The sequence below is a fragment of the Pseudomonas sp. R-28-1W-6 genome, assembly GCF_009799925.1.
Taxonomy (GTDB): Bacteria; Pseudomonadota; Gammaproteobacteria; order Pseudomonadales; family Pseudomonadaceae; genus Aquipseudomonas.
The window spans coordinates 394,041-412,342 of sequence record NZ_WELK01000001.1; the positions used below are offsets into that span (position 1 = coordinate 394,041).

17 protein-coding genes are annotated in these 18,302 nt (G+C 66.7%); 10 read left to right on the plus strand and 7 right to left on the minus strand.

Annotation, left to right across the window (positions count from 1 at the left end; genetic code table 11):
• Nucleotides 1–10: 10 nt before the first annotated feature.
• Complete coding sequence (locus F3I62_RS01750) at nt 11–631, plus strand: TetR/AcrR family transcriptional regulator (protein ID WP_160487971.1); 621 nt, start codon at nt 11–13, stop codon at nt 629–631.
• Here F3I62_RS01750 and F3I62_RS01755 read toward each other — a convergent pair.
• Together F3I62_RS01755 and F3I62_RS01760 are read right to left on the minus strand one after the other, a co-directional pair.
• Complete coding sequence (locus tag F3I62_RS01755) at nt 628–1,989, minus strand: DUF1329 domain-containing protein (RefSeq protein WP_160487972.1); 1,362 nt, start codon at nt 1,987–1,989, stop codon at nt 628–630. The two genes, F3I62_RS01750 and F3I62_RS01755, sit on opposite strands and share 4 nt — an antisense overlap.
• A 17-nt stretch (nt 1,990–2,006) precedes the next feature.
• Nucleotides 2,007–3,770 (minus strand): DUF1302 domain-containing protein, encoded by a 1,764-nt coding sequence (locus tag F3I62_RS01760; RefSeq protein ID WP_160487973.1) that lies wholly within the window; start codon nt 3,768–3,770, stop codon nt 2,007–2,009.
• A gap of 228 nt (nt 3,771–3,998) precedes the next feature.
• Between F3I62_RS01760 and F3I62_RS01765 the strand changes: the two genes are divergently transcribed.
• Both F3I62_RS01765 and F3I62_RS01770 read left to right on the plus strand, forming a co-directional pair.
• The gene (locus tag F3I62_RS01765; protein WP_160487974.1) at nt 3,999–4,835 is read left to right on the plus strand and encodes a plasmid partitioning protein; all 837 of its coding nucleotides are present in this window, start codon (nt 3,999–4,001) and stop codon (nt 4,833–4,835) included.
• 195 nt (nt 4,836–5,030) lie between these two features.
• Nucleotides 5,031–5,882 (plus strand): plasmid partitioning protein, encoded by an 852-nt coding sequence (locus F3I62_RS01770; RefSeq protein WP_178122483.1) that lies wholly within the window; start codon nt 5,031–5,033, stop codon nt 5,880–5,882.
• An 18-nt stretch (nt 5,883–5,900) separates the two neighbouring features.
• Here F3I62_RS01770 and F3I62_RS01775 read toward each other — a convergent pair whose 3' ends face one another.
• Nucleotides 5,901–6,869: a GTP-binding protein gene (locus F3I62_RS01775; protein ID WP_160487975.1), complete on the minus strand. Its 969-nt coding sequence runs from the start codon at nt 6,867–6,869 to the stop codon at nt 5,901–5,903.
• Nucleotides 6,870–6,942: 73 nt separating this feature from the next.
• On the opposite strand from F3I62_RS01775, the gene F3I62_RS01780 reads away from it, so the two are divergent.
• On the plus strand, nt 6,943–7,296 hold the full coding sequence (locus F3I62_RS01780) for an NADH:ubiquinone oxidoreductase (RefSeq protein WP_160487976.1): 354 nt from the start codon (nt 6,943–6,945) through the stop codon (nt 7,294–7,296).
• Between the two features lie 7 nt (nt 7,297–7,303).
• On the opposite strand, the gene zigA is transcribed toward F3I62_RS01780, so the two are convergent.
• Nucleotides 7,304–8,509, minus strand: a complete 1,206-nt coding sequence (zigA, locus tag F3I62_RS01785) for a zinc metallochaperone GTPase ZigA (protein WP_160487977.1) — start codon at nt 8,507–8,509, stop codon at nt 7,304–7,306.
• 180 nt (nt 8,510–8,689) lie between these two features.
• On the opposite strand from zigA, the gene folE2 reads away from it, so the two are divergent.
• Nucleotides 8,690–9,580 carry a GTP cyclohydrolase FolE2 gene (gene folE2 / locus F3I62_RS01790; RefSeq protein ID WP_160487978.1) on the plus strand — a complete coding sequence of 297 codons (891 nt, stop codon included), beginning with the start codon at nt 8,690–8,692 and terminating at the stop codon, nt 9,578–9,580.
• A 67-nt stretch (nt 9,581–9,647) separates the two neighbouring features.
• Complete coding sequence (locus tag F3I62_RS01795; RefSeq protein ID WP_160487979.1) at nt 9,648–9,881, plus strand: hypothetical protein; 234 nt, start codon at nt 9,648–9,650, stop codon at nt 9,879–9,881.
• Nucleotides 9,882–9,907: 26 nt separating this feature from the next.
• Here the strand turns inward: F3I62_RS01795 and F3I62_RS01800 are convergent, their stop codons facing one another.
• From F3I62_RS01800 to cfaB, 3 genes are all read right to left on the minus strand, one after another.
• Nucleotides 9,908–11,857 (minus strand): DUF2207 domain-containing protein, encoded by a 1,950-nt coding sequence (locus F3I62_RS01800; protein WP_160487980.1) that lies wholly within the window; start codon nt 11,855–11,857, stop codon nt 9,908–9,910.
• A 1-nt stretch (nt 11,858) separates the two neighbouring features.
• Complete coding sequence (locus F3I62_RS01805) at nt 11,859–12,425, minus strand: LemA family protein (RefSeq protein WP_160487981.1); 567 nt, start codon at nt 12,423–12,425, stop codon at nt 11,859–11,861.
• Between the two features lie 114 nt (nt 12,426–12,539).
• A complete protein-coding gene (cfaB, locus tag F3I62_RS01810) occupies nt 12,540–13,724 on the minus strand; it encodes a C17 cyclopropane fatty acid synthase CfaB (protein ID WP_160487982.1) in 1,185 nt (394 codons plus the stop codon).
• Nucleotides 13,725–14,277: 553 nt separating this feature from the next.
• Here cfaB and tssA point away from each other — a divergent pair.
• The 4 genes from tssA to tssE are packed head-to-tail and all read left to right on the plus strand — an operon-like array spanning nt 14,278 to nt 18,295.
• The gene (gene tssA, locus F3I62_RS01815) at nt 14,278–15,843 is read left to right on the plus strand and encodes a type VI secretion system protein TssA (protein ID WP_160487983.1); all 1,566 of its coding nucleotides are present in this window, start codon (nt 14,278–14,280) and stop codon (nt 15,841–15,843) included.
• A 44-nt stretch (nt 15,844–15,887) separates the two neighbouring features.
• Nucleotides 15,888–16,385: a type VI secretion system contractile sheath small subunit gene (gene tssB / locus F3I62_RS01820; protein ID WP_160487984.1), complete on the plus strand. Its 498-nt coding sequence runs from the start codon at nt 15,888–15,890 to the stop codon at nt 16,383–16,385.
• 23 nt (nt 16,386–16,408) lie between these two features.
• Nucleotides 16,409–17,884, plus strand: a complete 1,476-nt coding sequence (gene tssC, locus F3I62_RS01825; protein WP_160487985.1) for a type VI secretion system contractile sheath large subunit — start codon at nt 16,409–16,411, stop codon at nt 17,882–17,884.
• Nucleotides 17,885–17,890: 6 nt separating this feature from the next.
• A complete protein-coding gene (tssE, locus tag F3I62_RS01830; RefSeq protein WP_160487986.1) occupies nt 17,891–18,295 on the plus strand; it encodes a type VI secretion system baseplate subunit TssE in 405 nt (134 codons plus the stop codon).
• Nucleotides 18,296–18,302: the final 7 nt, after the last annotated feature.

Below are 18,302 nucleotides of genomic sequence, written 5' to 3' on the forward strand. Positions count from 1 at the left end.
AGAATTGATCATGTACAGCATTGCCAGTCCCACCCAGGCCCGCAGCAAGAAAGCCCTGGAACGCTTCCTCAATGTCGCCGCCGAACTGCTGGCGAACAATCAGTTCGAGGAAACCGGCATCTCGCAGATCGCCCAGCTGGCCGAATCCTCGGTCGGCACCTTCTACCGCCTGCTCGGCGACAAGGACATGCTGCTGTACGCCGTGCATGACCGCTTCGTCGAGCAGAGCCGGCTGGCCATCGACAGCCTGGTGGCCGAGCTGGGCAGCCAGGATCGGCCCCTGGAGGCGCAGATCGAAGGCCTGATCCAGGGCATGATCCGCCTGTTCGATGGCAGCGAAGGCCTGCTGCGCGCCCTGATCCGGCGCAGCTCGGCCGACCTGCAGTTCCGCCAGCGCTTCCACCAGCTCAACGCCTACATCGGCCAGACCTTCTGCCGCATCGTCCTGGCCCGCCCGGGCGACCTCGGCCACCCACATCCCGAACAGGCCGCCGACCTGGCCGCGCACATGCTGCTGGCCGGCATGAACTACTTCACCATGGTCGGCAGTCTCGGCGTGACCCCCCGGGAAGTTGTTCCCGGGGAACTTTCGCGACTGATCTGCAATTACCTGGAAGTTGCCCGGCATTAACGGCGACTGTCGCGGCGTAGTTGTGCCGGGGTGAAGTCCGAGGGCTTCAGAGCAATATCGAACTGATCCGCCGGTTCTTCATTGGACAATATGCCGATGACATAACGCCCGCCGATCAGGTCATATACCGCATCGCCCTTGGTCCAGATCAGCGGCTGGTCATACATGTTGATGGTGTAGGACTCGCCCAGGCGCCAGAGGTTGTCGCGGTTGTCGTAGTGGTCGACCAGCAGGATCTGGTAGCTGTCCTCGTCGAAATAGATGTCGCGCTGCTTGTACTGGTGGCGCTCGCCGGCCTTGAGGGTGGCGCGCACATGCCAGACGCGGTGCAGCTCGTAGCGCAGCAGATCGGGGTTGACGTGGCCGGCCTTGACGATGTCGCGGTACTTGTTGGTCTTGGCGGCGAAACGGTAGTTGTTGTAGGGCACGTACATCTCCTTTTTGCCCAGCAGCTGCCAGTCGTAGCGATCCGGGGCGCCGGAGAACATGTCGAAGTTGTCGGTGGTGCGCATGCCCTCGGAAGCGGTGCCGGGCGAGTCGTAGGCGACGTTCGGGGTGCGCCGCACGCGGCGCTGGCCGGCGGCGTAGAGCCAGGCCAGGCGCGGTTCCTTGACCTGGTCGACGGTCTCGTGGACCAGCAGCTCGGTACCCGCCAGGCGCGCTGGCGCCAGCACCGACTGGCGGAAGTAGAACAGCACGTTGCCGTTTTCCTTGCTGGCGTCGCCGGCATCCTGGTTGAACAGGAACAGGTCCTCGATCTGGGTCATGAAGTAGTCGCCGCTGGCATGCGGCACCGCCTGGGCGTAGTAGCGCTTGACGCTGTCGCCGCGGTAGCGCACCAGATGGTTCCACAGCACTTCCAGGGCCGACTGCGGAATCGGGAAGGGTGTGGCCACCTTGAAGTCGGCGATGCCGTTGCCCTGCTCGATCAGCTTGGCGCTGCCGGCATTGGCCTTGATCGCCGCATACACCTTGTCCGGGTAGGAGGCCGAGCGGCGGGTCGGGTAGACCTGCAGCTTCCAGCTGTCCGGGTAGCGCGCCAGCATCGCCAGCTGCCCTGGGCTGAGCTGCGTACGGTACTGCGCGGCGTTGGCGTGGCTGATGCTGAACAGCGGCTGGTCGGCGGCGAAGGGGTCCTTGTAGCCGGCCACCGGGTCGTAGGCGTCGCTGCGCCGGGCCAGGCCGCCGTCCCAGGCCGGGATGGTGCCGGCGGCATTGCCGGCCTTCTCGGCACCCAGCGGCGTGAGGTCGCGACCCAGGCGCGCGGCCTGTTCGGCGCTGACTTGCGCCTGCACCAGGGGAGCGGCCAGGAGCAGGGCGGCCAGCAAACCGCTGTGGAGAAATCCTATCTTGTACATGTCGGTTCGTCCCTTGGTCAGAAGCTGTATTTGACGTTGAGGCTGAGGAAATCGCGGTCGCTGCGCTTGTTCGACAGACCGCCGCCGCTGTAGTCGACGTACTTGGCGCCGACGGTGAAGGACTCCTGGTAGATCGCGTCGAGGCCCAGCGAGTAGCTCTGCGCCTCTTCGTCCAGGCCGTTGGTCAGCTGCGGCGCCACACCGTTGATGCTGTACTGGTAGCTGACGTTGGGTACCAGGTTCACCAGGTTGAACACGTTGGGGTAGTTCAGCTGCAGGCTGACCTGGGCACCGTAGGCGCTGCTGGTGGCTTCGTAGTAGTCGACATCCGACTCCAGGCCCTGCACACGGCTGGCCACCAGTTCGGAGAACAGGGTCGCCGAGTCGGAGCCGAGCATGCCGTTGAAGTTGTAAATACCGACCAGCGAGGCCTGGACCATGTCCTTCTCGCGGTAGCCGTCCAGCTGGCTGCCGACCGGCAGGCCGGCCAGGCTGCCGAGCAGGGCATCCGGCAGGTACTCGTTGAGGCCGAGGGCGATCGGCGTATCCGGGCGGTAGCTCAGTTCGCCGGCCAGCGATAGGCCGTTGAAGATGCTGTCGCCACCGATCGAGGTGTTGAAGCTGATGCCGTACAGGTCGCGCTTCTCCAGGTACTCGGCGTAGTAGCGCGAGCTGCTGGCATCGGGCAGCGCGCCGACCACCGGGATGGCCACCGGCTGGCCGACGGTCAGGCCGAGCATCGGCACCTGCATGTTGTAGCGCAGGTAGTAGAAGCCCAGCTCGGTCTCGTTCAGCTCCGGCACGAACCAGCGCAGGGCGACGCCGTACTGCGGCGAGTCATCGCCGTCGATGTCCTGGCCGCGCGGGATGAAGGTGCTGGGCAGGTAGCCGCGCAGCAGGTTGTTGACGAAGCCCGGCGGCAGGCTGTCGGCGTAGGCCTGGGCCGCCGCCGGGTTGTCGAAGGCCAGGGGCTCGCCGGCCAGGTCGGTCGCGGCTTCCTGCAGGGGCGAGGCCGACAGGTAGTCGCAGCCTTCGCCGAGCACATCGAGGGTCGAGTAGTAGGTGCCGCAGGGGTCGATCTTCGAGGCTTCCCAGGCCCAGCCCGGCTGCCAGTAGCCTTCCACGGTGAGGTTGTCGCGCAGCTCGTAGGAGCCGTAGACCATGAAGGTCGGCATGTAGGCCTCCTTCACTTCCGAGCCGGGCGCGCGCAGGGCGTTGATGTCCACCGGGTTGGTGGCGCCAATGCCGTTCTGGTAGAACAGGCCCTCGCCCCAGTTGATCACCTGGCGGCCGAGCCGCGCGTTCAGGGCGCGCTCGTTGGGCGTCCAGCTGCCATAGACGAAGGCGTCCAGCAGGTCGGCGCTGGAACCGGCCTCATCCAGGCCGTCGTTGCTGATTTCGCGGTGGCGACGCGAGTCGTCTTCCAGCTCGAAATCGTAGAAGGCCCGGCCGCGAACGAAGATGCCGTACTGGTCCTGATAGCGCAGATCCAGCTCGGACACCGCCTTGACCACCTCGGAAAACAGCTCGCCCTTGCGGAAGTTGAGGTTGCCGTCGTCCGAGTTGATCAGCCCGGCATTGCTGCCTCTGCCGCCATTGGCGCGGGCGATCAGTTTGCCGTCCTGCCCCTCCATGCGGTAACTGACGCCATAGGAGAGGGTGGTATCCAGTGAGGTGGTCCAGTCCCCCGAGCGCACCTGAAACGCCTGCGCCACCCCCACGGGCAGGCTGCCGAGCAGGGCCAGACCGGCAAGCGCCAAACCTTTTCCTTGGTAAGTCACGATGACCTCCAGCTGTTGTTTTTATCGGAATCGGAACATCGGTTCCGAATAAATCTAGTCGCATGCCTTCCTGCTGGCAAGCCCGAGCCGTTATTTTTTTGCCGCCGGCCCTGTCACTTAGCCGCGCCGGCCATCGCATGGCGTAAATATGGCGCCGTTATGCCGAGAGTTTTCCCCTGAGCCGGCCTTTACTGCCCTGTGTCAGCCACAGAAAGCAGGAGCCGTAGCATGCCGACTGTTTCCCTCCCCCGCGCCATCCTCGCCGCCAGCCTGACCCTGGGCAGCACCGCCGCCTGGGCCGAATCGCGCTGCAGCGAAAGCACCAGCAGCCAGCCGGCCACCCTCAGCTGCAGCTACAAGACCCTGGCGATCGATTCCGGCAGCGCCGGCAAGCGCAAGGTGGTCTACCAGGTCCCGCTCGGCAAGGCTCCGGCGGGGGGCTGGCCGGTGGCGCTGCTGTACCACGGCGCCCTGGTCACGGTGTACAACTTCAGCTACCACAGCGACATGCCCTTCGGCGGCTATTACCAGGGCAAGCTGATCCAGGGCCTGCTGGACGGCGGCTACGCGGTCGTCGCGCCCAACGCCCTGACCGCCAAGGAGGCCTGGCAGACCAATGCCCCCGAGTACGCCAACGATTACCAGCAGAGCAACGACTACCTGTTCCTCAACAACCTGTTCGGCGCCATTGCCAGCGGCAAGTTCGGCCCGCTGAACCGCAAGCGCCAGTACGCCACCGGCATCTCCAGCGGCGGCTACAACACCAGCCGCATGGCGGTATCCTTCCCCGGCAGGTTCAAGGCCCTGGCCATCCAGTCGGCGTCCTATGCCACCTGCGTCGGTGGCGACTGCGCGGTGCCGGCCCTGCCGGCGGATCACCCGCCCACCCTGTTCATCCACGGCCAGCTCGACTGGATCGTGCCCTGGACCAGCATGCAGCCGTACCACGAGCGCCTGCTCTACCAGGGGCTGGAAACCAGCCTGCACAGCGAACCCGACGGTGGCCATGCCTGGTTCGCCAGCAGCCCCGGCCTGGTGCTGGACTGGTTCAACCGGCACCCCTGAACCGTTCGTCGCCCGCCCTCCTGCGACAGGCGCCTGCATTGCCCGAGCCAGCGCTCTAGCGCGCCACTGCGTCCATGAAACCCGGCAGGCGCCTGGCCAAGCCCCCGGCAGGCGTGGCCTGGAGCGACTTGACGGAATCGGAATTCCGGTTTCTATTGAAAAGGCAGTCCACAACAACAACGGAGAACCACTGCCATGCCCACTGCCCGTTTTCGCCGCCTGACCCCACTGCTCGCCCTGTTCTTGGCCGCCCTGCTGCACGACACCGCCGCGGCCGATTCACGCTGCAGCGAACACAAACAGAGCCTGCTGCTGCCGGCCAAGGTCAGCTGCAGTTACCAGTCCACCTGGATCGACTCGGGCCTGGTCGGCCAGCGCCAGGTGATCTACCAGACGCCCCTCGGCACCCCGCCGGCCGGCGGCTGGCCCACGGTGCTGATCTACCAGGGCTCGTTCTTCCCGCTGGACAACTTCACCTACTACAGCAACCAGCCGTTCGGCGGTTTCTACGAAGGCAAGCTGGTGCAGACCCTGCTGGACAACGGCTACGCGGTGGTCGCACCCAGCGCCCCGGCCGATCTGTTCTGGCAAACCAACATCCCCGGCCTGGCCCAGGCCTACGAGACGAGCACCGACTACGACTTCCTTAGCAACGTGTTCGCCGCCATCGCCAGCGGCCATTTCGGCCCGCTGAACAGCCAGCGCCAGTACGCCACCGGGATCTCCAGCGGCGGCTACAACACCAGCCGCATGGCGGTGTCCTTCCCCGGCCGGTTCAAGGCCCTGGCGATCCAGTCCGGTTCCTATGCCACCTGCAGCGGCCCGCTGTGCGTGGTGCCCGACCAGCTGCCGGCCGACCATCCGCCGACCTACTTCCTGCATGGCTTCGCCGACCTCACCGTGCCGTGGTGGAGCATGGACCTGTACTACGACCGCCTGCTCTACCAGGGCATCGAAACCGCGCGTTACACCGAGTCCCTCGGCGGCCACGAATGGTTCGCCGCCTCGCCCGGCAAGATCCTCGCCTGGTTCAACGGCCACCCCTGACGGCCGGCGCGGCGCCGCCTAGTCCCCGAGCAGGCAGGCCTGCAGGCCGCGCTGCAGCTCGGCCGCGTCCTGCGCCTCGGGGAAGATCAGCTCCAGCCGCGAATCCTTGCGCCACTCGCTGCTCTGCCAGTGCGGCGCCTGGCCGCCCAGGGCATTGGCCGACAGCCAGCCGGCGTTGGTCTGCAGCACCAGCTTGGCCCGGCGCCAGGCCAGACCGGCCAACCACTGCTGGACCCGCAGCAGTTCGAAGCGCTGGCTGGGATGCCAGCGCCAGCCGATGCTCCAGCCCTCGGCCTGCTGCCGGGTCTGGCAGATCGGCGTGCGCGCATCGGTCCACACCGCCAACGGCGGCGGAGCGCCCTGGGGCAGATCCGCCGCCGCGCCCGCTTGCCCGGCACGGCTTGCCTGCCCCGGCAGGTCGGCAAAGGCCAGGCGTCCCTGGCTGGTCCACAGCAGCGGCAGGGGCGGCAGGCGCGCCGCCAGCTGGGCGCGGGTGGCCTCGTCCAGCCGCTCGGCCTTGTTCAGCAGCAGCAGGCCCATGGCGCCCAGGGCATCCGCCTGCACCGCCGGCAGCGCCTCGCCGGCGGCCAGGGCGGCGGCATCCAGCACCATCACCGCCGGCTGTACGGCCAGCACGCCCTGCCAGGGCGCCTCGCCCAGTTGCTGCAGCAGCTGCAGCGGATGGCCCAGCCCGGACGGCTCGATCAGCAGCCGGTCGGGCTGCGCCTTGCGCAATAACCGCCCGAGGCCGACCTGGAACGGCGCGCCGTTGACGCAGCATACGCAGCCACCGGCCACCTCGGCCAGGCTGATGCCGTCGGCGTCGGTGGCCAGCAGCGCGGCATCCAGGCCGATCTGGCCGAACTCGTTGATCAGCACCGCCCAGCGCTCGTGCGCCGGCTTGCCCGCCAGCAGGTGGCGGATCAGGCTGGTTTTGCCGGCGCCCAGTGGGCCGGCGATCACATGACAGGGGATATTCGTCAGCATGGCCCTATGGTGCGGTTTTGCCGGCTGGCGGAAAAGGCTAAAGTCGGCACTTTGCTTTTCAAGGATAAGCGGGATGCGTTCGATTGCCGTCGTACTGTTGCTCGGGCTGGCCGGCCAGGCCTGGGGCGAGGCCTGCGTGGTGCACAGCCAGGGCAGCCAGGTGGAGGTGAAAGTCTGCCAGCAGAACCGCAGCATCCCGGCCAACCTGTTCCGCAACGGCTTCTGCGCCCCGCAACTGCAGGGGCAGAAGGTCGAGGTCAGCTTCGTCGAACAGTGCCCCGCCGGGGCGTTCGGCGAATGCCGCAATGCCCGGGTCAGCGGCACGCCCTACCAGCAGGACATCCACTACTACGGCGTCGCGAGCGACGCGCGCTACCTCAAGCCGGCCTGCGAACAGCAGAGCAAGGGCGTGTGGATGGCCCGCTAGGCCGGCATCAGGCCGCCTCCTCCAGCCACGGCCCGAACGGATCGGCCAGCTGCACCCAGCCAGCCGGGCCGGCAGCCATTTCCCCGTCGTCCAGCAGGCAGGCGTCCAGCTCGCGGCTCAGACGCGCGAAATCGATGTGCTGGCCGATGAACACCAGCTCCTGACGGCAGTCGCCGACGTCCTCGTGCCAGTGCTTGCGTACCGCCTGTAGGCCGTCCTCATCCTGTGGCCACTGCGCCTGTGGCACGAAGCGCCACCAGCGCCCGGCATGGCCATGGCGCATCAGGCCGCCAGCCTGGGACCAGCTGCCGGCCTCCTGCGGCTTGCTGGCCAGCCAGAAATAGCCCTTGGAGCGCAGCAGGCGACCGTTGCTCCACTCGCCGCGGAGGAAGTCGAAGAAGCGCTGCGGATGGAACGGCCGGCGCGCCCGGTAGGCGCATGAGGCGATGCCGTACTCCTGGCTTTCCGGCACGTGCTCGCCACGCGTTTCCCTGAGCCAGCCGGGTGCGGCGGCGGCGCGCGCGAAGTCGAAACGGCCGGTATTGAGGATGCGCGGCAGATCGACCGCGCCCATGCTCATCGGCACGATCTCGGCGTGGGTGTTCAGGCCGCGCAGGATCGCCGCGAGTTCTTCGCACTCGACCGAGCCGATCAGGTCGATCTTGCTGATCAGAATCACATCGGCGAACTCCACCTGCTCGATCAGCAGGTCGGTGATCACGCGCTCGTCCTCCTCGCCGAGGCTTTCCCCCTGGCTGGCCAGGCTCTCGGCCGCGTGGAAGTCGCGCAGGAAGTTCACCCCGTCGACCACCGTGACCAGGGTGTCCAGCCGCGCCAGATCGGCCAGGCTCTGCCCCTGCTCGTCGCGGAAGGTGAAGGTCTCGGCCACCGGCAGCGGCTCGGCGATGCCGGTGGACTCGATCAGCAGGTAGTCGAAGCGACCGTCACGGGCCAGGCGGCTGACTTCCTCGAGCAGGTCTTCGCGCAGGGTGCAGCAGATGCAGCCATTGCTCATTTCCACCAGCTTCTCTTCGCCACGCCTGAGGCTGACATCGCGCTGCACCTCGCTGCCGTCGATGTTGATCTCGCTCATGTCGTTGACGATCACCGCCACCCGCAGGCCGGCGCGGTTCTTCAGCACGTGGTTGAGCAGGGTGCTCTTGCCGGCGCCGAGAAAGCCGGACAGCACGGTAACGGGGAGACGCTTATCCATCGGGTTTACCTCATCGATCACGGAGCCTTTCCTGGCGCTCACTGGACTCGCCGCACGGGGGCGCAGAGCGGGCCAGCCGGGCACTTTCATCCGGCACGGCCGCGGCTGATCCAGGCCAGGTTTTTGGATTTACTTGTTATAACATAACATTAAATGCCAACCACAACCGACGGATCGCCGATGAACACCCTCACCCTGCCGGATGTCGCCCTGCACAACGGCGCCTTGCAACAGACGCTGGACTGGGTCGGCATGCAGCGGATCGCCCTGCCCCTGCGCCTGGCCGGCCAGCCGCTGGCGGGGCGGGCCAGCGCCGCCGTGAGCCTGGACGACCCCGGCGCGCGCGGCATCCATATGTCGCGCCTGTACCTGGCGCTGGAGCCACTGGAAGGCTGCGAGCTGGATAGCACGGTCCTGCGCCGGGTGCTCGAGCGCTTCCTCGCCAGCCATCAGGGCCTGGCGCGGCAGGCGTACCTGGACCTGAGTGGCGAGCTGTTGCTCAAACGCCCGGCCCTGGTCAGCCCGCTGGCCGGCTGGAAGGGCTACCCCGTCGCGCTGCGCAGCCGCCTGGACGCGCAGGGAGGGTTTCACGTGGAACTGCAGCTGGAGATCGGCTATTCCTCGACCTGCCCGTGCTCGGCGGCCCTCGCCCGGCAACTCATCCAGCGGCAATTCAGCGAATATTTTGCAGGCAAAAGCATCGATCATGCAGGCATCGTCGAATGGCTGGGCGACACCCGGGGCATTCTCGCCACCCCGCACAGCCAACGCAGCAGCGCCACCCTGCAGGTGCGTTTGTCCACCCATGCACGCGAGCTGCCGGTGCTGGCGCTGATCGAGCACGCCGAACAGGCGCTGGGCACCGTCCTGCAAACCGCAGTCAAGCGCGCCGACGAACAGGCCTTCGCCCTGGCCAATGGGCAGAACCTGATGTTCTGCGAAGACGCCGCCCGCCGTCTACATGCCGTATTGCGCGCACACCCCGGCATCACGGCCTTCCACTTGCAGGTGGTGCATGCGGAAAGCCTGCACGCCCATGACGCCGTGGCGTGCAGCAGCTGGCAGTGGTGACGGCGCTGACGGCGCGCGGCGGGCCTGCTACCGTGCAGCACCCCCGACACGCCACTGGAGCCCCACCATGAACAGCCTGGCCCTGCTGATCCTCGCCCTGATGCTGCTGGCCGTGCTCGGCTGGGCGCTCTGGAGCTGGCGCAGTGCGGCGCAGCTGCAGCAGCTGACCCAGCGCGCGCAGCAGCAGGGCGAGCTGATCGAGGCGATGAACGAAGTGCTGGACAACCCCAAGCTCAGCGAAGACGAGCAACTGGCACACAGCCTGCGCCTGGTGGAGAAGCTGAAAGCCACCAGGCGCTGAGTGCGCCCGGCGTCCCGCATGCCGCCTTACCAGCCGCCTCCGCCACCCCCACCGCCACCGCCGCCCGAGGAGCCGCCACCGGACGAGCCGCCGGAAGAGCTGCCGGACGATGACGGGCTGGGCGGTGGCGTCGAGGCGCTGGAAGTGGCGCTACTCAGCCCGCCGACCAGGGCCCCGGTCAGCGCGCTGGGGGTGGCGAAGCTGCTGCGGCTGCGATACCAGTCCGGGCGGTACTCACGCAGCTGCGGGTCGATCAGCCCGGCATCCAGGGCCGCGGTGAAGCGCGCGGTCCAGGCCGCCTCGACCTGCAGGGCCATGGCGTAGGGCAGGTGCTGCTCATACAGGGCGATGCTCATCGCCGGCGCCGTGCCGGCACGTGCCAAGGTCTCGCTTTCGGCCAGGCGCAGGTAGTCGCGATAGCCCTCGAGCGCGTCCAGCAGGCGGCGCCCTTCCGCGGATGGTGCCTCCAGCCAGCCGCGGAACAGGATCACCTGCAGCCAGAACAGCGCCAGCATCCCCATCACCAGCGGCGCCACGTTGCTCAACAGCACGCCCAGGCCGATCAGCCCGGGGATGATGAACACCGCCCCGGCAATGGTCAGGCCGACGCCGCCATGATCCTGGCCACCTGCGCGCCAGGACTTGATACCGAAGATCAGCAGGAAGGTGCCGGCCAGGCCGAAACCGAGGGTGAAGACCAGGCCGAAAATGACCAGGCCGACCTGCTCCTCGCCATCGACGCTGGCGAACACGCTGACCAGGCTGCCGAGCAGCGCCCAGACCAGACCCAGCCACCAGTGGCCACGGTTGAGACTGAACCACTGCTTGCCGCGCTCGCTCAGCGCCGCGCCGTGGGCCTCCAGCGCCGCGGCCAGGCGCGGCACGTAGCTGCTGCCCACGCGCAGCGCCTTGGACACCTTGCCGTTGGGGAACAGCGCCTCGAGCAGGGCCCGCTCGTGGCTCTGCAGGTCATCGCGCGGCGCCTCCACGGGGCTGAGGACGAAGGCCTCGCCGCGCGGGCTGTCGGCCAGGCTCAGCTGCTTGCGGATCGCCAGGTCGGTGAAACTCACGCTCAGCGCCTCGGCGGGGCTGTAGCCGTTGCGCAAGCCGCGCTTCCACAGGTAGCCGACCGCGGCCGGGGCCAGGCCCGCGGGGGCGGAAAACAGCGGGATGATCACGCCCTTGCGCGGGTCGCGGCCGAGGTCGTGCCAGCTCCACAGGTAGAAGGCGAACAGGCCGAGCAGCATCAGCAGGCCGACGCACAGGCCGGGGTTGTCCTCGATCAGCCGGCCGATCTGCTGCAGGCGCGTGGGACGCGCCACCAGGCCGGCCTGCCAGTCCACGGCGATGGTGAAGCCTTCGCCGGGCTGCAGGATGCGCGTGGTCAGCAACATCAGCTGCTGGCCCTCGCGGCTGGCCACGCGGTAATCCGTGCCGTTGTCACCGACAACGCCGGTATAGCCGGCGACATTGCCGATGCGCGCCCCCGCAGGCAACTGCACCAGGGCGCTGGCGACCTTGATCGGGAAGCTCCAGTCATTGCCGGTGACGTTCCAGTACAGCTCGTCCTCGCCGTCGCGCTGCAGCAGCTGGGCATCGATCAGGTAATGCAGCTGGTAGGTGTAGCGCCCGGGCTCCAGCTCATGCTCGGCCGAGCCCAGGTAATAGCGGATGCCGGCCCCCAGCGCCTCGCTGTGGAACGGCTCGGCCTCGCCGTCGCGGGTGACCTCCAGCATCTGCACCGGGGTACGCCGCTCGAGGCCGTTGCCCAGGCTGTAGCGGGTCGGGATATCGCGGTAGATGCCGCGGCGGATCTGCTCGCCCTCGGCCTGCACGGTGATGCGTTCCAGCACCTGCAGCATGCCGTCGGCGCGCACCTTGAGGCTGACCGCGTAGCTCTCGATGACTTCCTCTGCCCAGCCCGCCGCGGGCAGCAGGCAGCACAGCAACAACAGGGACTTGAGCCATCCTGGCATCTCACAACTCCAGCTTCGGGGACTGCCCCTCGCGGGCATCGTCCAGGGTGAAATAGGCGGCACAGGTGAAACCGCAGCTACGCGCCACCAGGTTGCTCGGCACCGACTCGACCAGCACATTGAGTTCGCGCACCGCCCCGTTGTAGTAACGGCGGGCCATCTGGATCTGCTCTTCGAGTTCACTGAGGCTGCGCTGCAGTTCGAGGAAGCCGCTGTCGGCCTTCAGCTCGGGGTAGTTCTCGACCAGCGCGAAGACCCGCTGCAGCGCCGTCGACAGCTGGCTCTCGGCCAGGCCGCGGGCCGCTGCGGCATCGCCTTCATGGGCCTGCGCGGCGCCGCGCTGGAGCACCAGCGCCTCGAGCGTGTCGCGCTCGTGCGCCATGTACGCCTTGAGGCAGCTGACCAGGCTGGGGATCAGGCTGGAGCGACGCTTGAGCTGCACGTCGATGCCGCTCCAGGCCTCGGCCACCCGCGCCCGGTTGAACACCAGGCGGTTGTAGCAATAGATGATCGCAACCAGCAGCAGCCCCAGCGCGGCCACTGCGCCCCATGACCCGATTCCTTGCATGCCCCTGCTCCTGCGCCGGCCGACCGCTCCAAAGTGCTGCAGTCTACCTGCCGCGACGGCTATGCGCCGTCGACTACAACACAGGCCTTCGGCAGCCGGCGAAGCCAACGCGGTTCAGCGGTAGAGATCGGCGCGGCTCCAGGGCAACTCGTGGCTGCCGTCGGCGTGCGGGCGGCTCGCCAGCACCTGGTGCAGGTTGACCCAGCCCCGGCGGAAACCGTGGGCGCAGCCGGCCAGGTACAGGCGCCAGATGCGCAGGGCCTTCTCCGGCACCAGGGCGGCCGCCTGCGGCAGGTGCGCCTCCAGGTTGTCGCTCCACAGCTGGAGGGTACGCGCGTAGTGCAGGCGCAGGCTTTCCACGTCGACCACCTCCAGCCCGGCCTCGCTGAGGTCGGCGCTCAGGCGCGCCAGGTGCGGCAACTCGCCGTAAGGGAACACGTAGCGCCCGATGAAATCGCCGGCACCGCGGCCGACCTGACGGCCATCGACATGCCGCGCGGTAATCCCGTGGTTCAGCACCAGGCCGCCGGGGCGCACCGTGCCGAACAGCTGACGGCAGTACAACGGCAGGTTGGCATGGCCGACATGCTCGAACATGCCGACGCTGACCACCTTGTCGAAGCGGCCGTCCTGCGCCAGGTCGCGGTAGTCGAGCAGCTCCAGCTGCACCTGCTGGTGCAGGCCGGCCTCCGCCACCCGCCGCTGCGCCAGCTGCAGTTGCTCGCGGCTGAGGGTGATGCCGTGCACCTCGACGCCGTACTCGCGGGCGGCGAACATGGCCAGGCCGCCCCAGCCGCAGCCGACATCCAGCAGGCGCTCGCCCGGCTGCAGGCGCAGCTTGCGGCACAGGTGCTGCAGCTTGGCGGTCTGCGCCGTTTCCAGGTCTTCCGTGCCGGTGGGGAAATAGGCGCAGGAATAGATCATCCGGCTGTCCAGCCAGAGGGCGTAGAAGTCGTTGGACAGGTCGTAGTGGTAGCTGATGGCCGCAGCATCGACGGCCTTGTCATGGGCGAGGAAATCCACCGCACCGGGATTATCGTCGCCAAGCAGGGCCTCACTGAGCCGGTCCGTCAGCTGCACCACCTGCATGATCGGCCCATCGAGCTCCAGCCGCCCCTCGACAAAGGCGCTGCCCAGCGCATCCAGGCTCGGCCGCTTGAGCTCGAGCAGCAGGCTCGGATCCTTGACGGTCAGGGTCACCTGCGGCATGGCGCCAAGATCCAGCTGCTCGCCGTTCCACAAGCGCAGGCGCAGCGGCAACTGTAGATCTCGCAGCTGGGTGGCTAATCCGGCAAGCATGCTCGGTCTCCTCGTGCTTCGGCCCTACAAACGATAGACCAGTACGCTGGCCCTTTGCCGCCTTGGCCGGCGTGCCGTCAGGGGCTTCACCGACCAACGGTCGGTCCGCGCGCGCCCGCGTCATGCGCCCGGATGCCGACACGGGCAATACGCCAATGGGAAAAAGTTGTCCGCGATCACACTAAGTTGCCCGCCTGCGCCGCTAACTGTGATGCACGCCCGATTAACCGGTAAGTATTTACTTACAGCGTCGTCGGCATATTTCCAATCGCTATTAATACTTCAAGACAACTTGTCCGACACGTCAGCATTTACCCGACCAGCACTTCTGCCGACAGTTTCCTGCAATCATCTTGGTTGCAATGCAGGTCACACTTTCCGCGCTTGCCCACCCCCACCCTCAGGTCTAGGATGCCCACCCCATAGGGATTGTGCGCAACTTGTTGCACACGAATATGCGCAAGAAGTTGCGCACCAGGGCCGCCAACCGGCATTTATCAAGTGTGTTTGATGAGTGCCAGAAAGTTGCCCTGGCTAATTTAAAGGTCACGGAATGACTGCCTCCAGCTCGCTCGCCGAAGATTATTTGAACCTGGCCAACTGCCCAATTAAAGAAGGGGACTTCGCCGGTGCGGATATTCGTTATTCGAGCGAGTACGAAGTGCTGGAAAGCGAGCTGGAAAAGGCCGCGGCCATGCACCAGACCGATGCCATCGACTGGCAGAAAGTCCGCGAGCAGAGCGAGGCGCTGCTGCGTGAGCAGTCCAAGGATCTGCGCGTCGCCAGCTGGCTGACCTGGAGCCTGTACCAACGCGAGAACCTCAGTGGCCTGCAGGCCGGCCTGGGCCTACTGCACCAGCTCTGCAGCCAGCACTGGGACGAACTGCACCCGCGCAAGGAACGCACCCGCGCCGCCGCCTTCGCCTGGCTGACCCCACGCCTGGAAAAGGCCCTCGGCGAAGACATCCCGGTGGCCACGCAACTGCCGCTGTTCCGCACCCTCGCCGAGCTGCTGCGCAAGCTGGAAGGCTGCCTCTCCGCGCACCTGGGCGAAGACGCCCCGCTGCTGCTGCCGCTGTGCCGGCGTATCGACGAACAGATCAACCGCGCCACTCAGGGCCAGGCCGAGCCCGGCGTGGTCGGCGCCGCCCTGGCCCAGGTCAAGCAGGCCGCCAGCCAGGTATTCAGCGCCAGCACGCCGATCGACAACGAGCGCGACGCGCACAAATCCCTGCGTGCCCTGCAGGACGGCGCCCGGCCATTGTGCGGCTGGTGGCTGAAGCAGAAGGCCAGCGACATTCGCGCCCTGCGCCTGGCCCGCACCCTGCTGTGGCTGCCGATCGACAGCCTGCCGGAGCGCAATGCCGAGCAGGTCACCGCCCTGCGCGGCCTGCCGGCAGACAAGCTGGCCAGCTACCGCGAACGCTTCGCCGCCGGCCAGTACGCCGACCTGCTGCTGGAGCTGGAAACCAGCATCGCCCGCGCGCCGTTCTGGCTCGACGGCCAGCGCCTGGCCTGGGAGTGCCTGCAGGAGCTGGGCGCCGAGCCGGCCATGGCCGAGGTGGAAATCCAGCTGGCGCTGTTCCTGCAGCGCGTGCCCGCCCTGGAAGAGCTGTGCTTCCACGATGGCCTGCCGTTCGCCGACGCCGAAACCCGCGCCTGGATCGGCGCCCAGGTGCTGCCGCATCTGCAGACGGCCAGTACCGAACCCGCCCCCACCTTGACTAGCGACGGTGGCAGCCTGCCGGCCTGGGAAGTCGCCCTGCAGGCGGTGCTGCCGCAGCTGCGCAAGGACGGCCTGAAAGCCGCCGTGCAACAACTCAAGCAGGGCATGGCCCACGCCCAGGGCGGCCGCGCCCGCTTCTTCTGGCAGCTCGCCCTGGCGCGCCTGTGCAGCGCGGCGAAGAAACACGAACTGGCCAAGACCCAACTCGAATCCCTCGACCAGACGCTGCAGGCCTCCGGCCTCGGCGAATGGGAACCCGATCTCGCCCTGGAAGTGCTGCGCCTGCTGCACAGCTGCTACGAGCTGCTGCCGCAGAGCCAGGTGATCCGCGAACGCAAGGAAGAGATCCACCGCAGGCTGTGCCACCTCGACCTCGAAGTGGTGCTGGATTGAGGCCGCAAGGCCCGTACATACCGAAAACGTAAAGGAGAACAGCCATGGCCAAAGAAGGCTCGGTAGCCCCCAAGGAACGCATCAACGTCACCTTCAAGCCCGCCACCGGCGGCGCCCAGGAAGAGATCGAACTGCCGCTCAAGCTGATGGTCCTGGGTGATTTCACCCAGCGCGCCGACGAGCGCAAGATCGAAGACCGCAAGCCGATCAGCATCGACAAGAACAACTTCGACGAAGTGCTCGGCAAGCAGGAACTCAACCTGACCTTCAGCGTGGCCAACCGCCTGCAGGATGAGCAGGGCGCCGACGAGTTGCCCGTGCAGCTGCGCATCAACTCGATGAAAGACTTCAACCCCGCCGCCGTGGTCGACCAGGTTCCCGAGCTGAAGAAGCTGATGGAACTGCGTGACGCCCTGGTCGCCCTGAAAGGCCCGCTGGGCAACGCCCCGGCCTTCCGCAAGGCGATCGAAAGCGTGCTCGCCGACGACGACTCGCGTGACCGCGTGCTGAGCGAGCTGGGCCTGACCCAGCAAGACGCCTGAACCCTCGACAAGGAAGCCCGAGCATGAGCACCAGTGCAGTAGTGGAAACCACCCGGAATGTCGCCGAAGCCGGCATTCTCGACCGCATCATCGCGGAAACCCGGCTGACCCCGGACGACGAGGCCTATGACATCGCCAAGCGTGGCGTGTCCGCCTTCATCGAAGAGCTGCTGAAGCCGCACAACCAGAACGAGCCGGTGAAGAAGGCCATGGTCGACCGCATGATCGCGGAGATCGACGCCAAACTCAGCCGGCAGATGGACGAGATCCTCCACCACGCCGACTTCCAGGCACTGGAATCCTCCTGGCGTGGCCTCAAGCTGCTGGTCGATCGCACCAATTTCCACGAAAACACCAAGCTGGAAATCCTCAACGCCTCCAAGCAGGACCTGCTGGACGACTTCGAGGACAGCCCGGAAATCACCCAGTCCGGCCTGTACAAGCACATCTACACCGCCGAGTACGGCCAGTTCGGCGGCCAGCCGGTCGGCGCCATCGTCGCCAACTACTTCTTCGACCCCAGCTCGCCGGACATCAAGTGCATGCAGCACGTCGCCTCGGTAGCCTGCATGGCCCACGCACCGTTTATCGCCGCCGCCGGCCCGAAATTCTTCGGCCTGGAGAGCTTCACCGGCCTGCCCAACCTGAAGGACCTCAAGGATCACTTCGAGGGCCCGCAGTTCGCCAAGTGGCAGAGCTTCCGCGAGCGCGAAGACGCGCGCTACGTCGGCCTGACCCTGCCGCGCTTCCTGCTGCGCAACCCCTACGATCCGGAAGAGAACCCGGTGAAGAGCTTCGTCTACAAGGAGAGCGTGTCCGCCAGCCACGAGCACTACCTGTGGGGCAACACCGCCTACACCTTCGCCTCCAAGCTGACCGACAGCTTCGCCAAGTTCCGCTGGTGCCCGAACATCATCGGCCCGCAGAGCGGCGGCGCGGTGGAAGACCTGCCGCTGCACCACTTCGAGAGCATGGGCGAGATCGAGACCAAGATCCCCACCGAAGTGCTGGTCTCCGACCGTCGCGAATATGAACTCGCGGAAGAAGGTTTTATCGCCCTGACCATGCGCAAGGGCAGCGACAACGCCGCGTTCTTCTCCGCCAACTCGACGCAGAAGCCGAAGTTCTTCGGCATCAGCGAGGAAGGCAAGACCGCCGAGCTGAACTACAAACTCGGCACCCAGCTGCCCTACCTGTTCATCGTCAACCGCCTGGCGCACTACCTGAAAGTGCTGCAGCGCGAGCAGATCGGCGCCTGGAAAGAGCGCACCGACCTCGAGCTGGAACTGAACAAGTGGATCCGCCAGTTCGTTGCCGACCAGGAGAACCCCAGCTCGGAAGTCCGTAGCCGCCGCCCGCTGCGCGCCGCGCAAGTGATCGTCAGCGACGTCGATGGTGAGCCGGGCTGGTACCGCGTCAGCCTCAACGTGCGTCCGCACTTCAAGTACATGGGTGCCGATTTCACCCTGTCCTTGGTCGGCAAGCTGGACAAGGAGTAACAGCCAGTGAGTTACGGCAGCCTGTTCGAGCGCCTGGGTGGCGATGCCGGCAAACGCGCCGGCTGGAGCCATGAGGTGTCCGCCATGGCCTCGGTGGCTGCCCACCTGGCGAAGATGCTAAGCACCCGGGCGGGCAGCGTGCAAACGCTGCCCGACTACGGGTTGCCCGATCTCAACGATATGCGCCTGTCGCTGCACGATGCCCTGCAGCAGGCGCGTATCGCCATCGAACGCTTCATCGAAGCGTACGAACCGCGTTTGACCCAGGTGCGCGTGGTGTCACTGCCCCGCGACCACGATCCGCTGAGCCTGGCCTTCGCCATCGAAGGCCAGCTGGAGATCGACGGCATCAAGCGCCCCGTGAGTTTTGCCGCGCAGCTGGATGGCAGCGGGCAAGTGAAGGTCAGGTAAGGGCCTG

Coding starts and splice junctions, on each gene's coding strand:
- F3I62_RS01765 (WP_160487974.1), top strand. CDS start 3,999: ATGCCGACTGTTTCCCTCCCCCGCGCCATCCTCGCCGCCAGCCTGACC.
- tssA (WP_160487983.1), top strand. CDS start 14,278: ATGACTGCCTCCAGCTCGCTCGCCGAAGATTATTTGAACCTGGCCAAC.
- F3I62_RS01750 (WP_160487971.1), top strand. CDS start 11: ATGTACAGCATTGCCAGTCCCACCCAGGCCCGCAGCAAGAAAGCCCTG.
- F3I62_RS01770 (WP_178122483.1), top strand. CDS start 5,031: ATGCCCACTGCCCGTTTTCGCCGCCTGACCCCACTGCTCGCCCTGTTC.
- tssB (WP_160487984.1), top strand. CDS start 15,888: ATGGCCAAAGAAGGCTCGGTAGCCCCCAAGGAACGCATCAACGTCACC.
- zigA (WP_160487977.1), bottom strand. CDS start 8,509: ATGGATAAGCGTCTCCCCGTTACCGTGCTGTCCGGCTTTCTCGGCGCC.
- F3I62_RS01795 (WP_160487979.1), top strand. CDS start 9,648: ATGAACAGCCTGGCCCTGCTGATCCTCGCCCTGATGCTGCTGGCCGTG.
- F3I62_RS01775 (WP_160487975.1), bottom strand. CDS start 6,869: ATGCTGACGAATATCCCCTGTCATGTGATCGCCGGCCCACTGGGCGCC.
- F3I62_RS01780 (WP_160487976.1), top strand. CDS start 6,943: ATGCGTTCGATTGCCGTCGTACTGTTGCTCGGGCTGGCCGGCCAGGCC.
- F3I62_RS01805 (WP_160487981.1), bottom strand. CDS start 12,425: ATGCAAGGAATCGGGTCATGGGGCGCAGTGGCCGCGCTGGGGCTGCTG.
- folE2 (WP_160487978.1), top strand. CDS start 8,690: ATGAACACCCTCACCCTGCCGGATGTCGCCCTGCACAACGGCGCCTTG.
- F3I62_RS01800 (WP_160487980.1), bottom strand. CDS start 11,857: ATGCCAGGATGGCTCAAGTCCCTGTTGTTGCTGTGCTGCCTGCTGCCC.
- tssC (WP_160487985.1), top strand. CDS start 16,409: ATGAGCACCAGTGCAGTAGTGGAAACCACCCGGAATGTCGCCGAAGCC.
- F3I62_RS01755 (WP_160487972.1), bottom strand. CDS start 1,989: ATGTACAAGATAGGATTTCTCCACAGCGGTTTGCTGGCCGCCCTGCTC.
- cfaB (WP_160487982.1), bottom strand. CDS start 13,724: ATGCTTGCCGGATTAGCCACCCAGCTGCGAGATCTACAGTTGCCGCTG.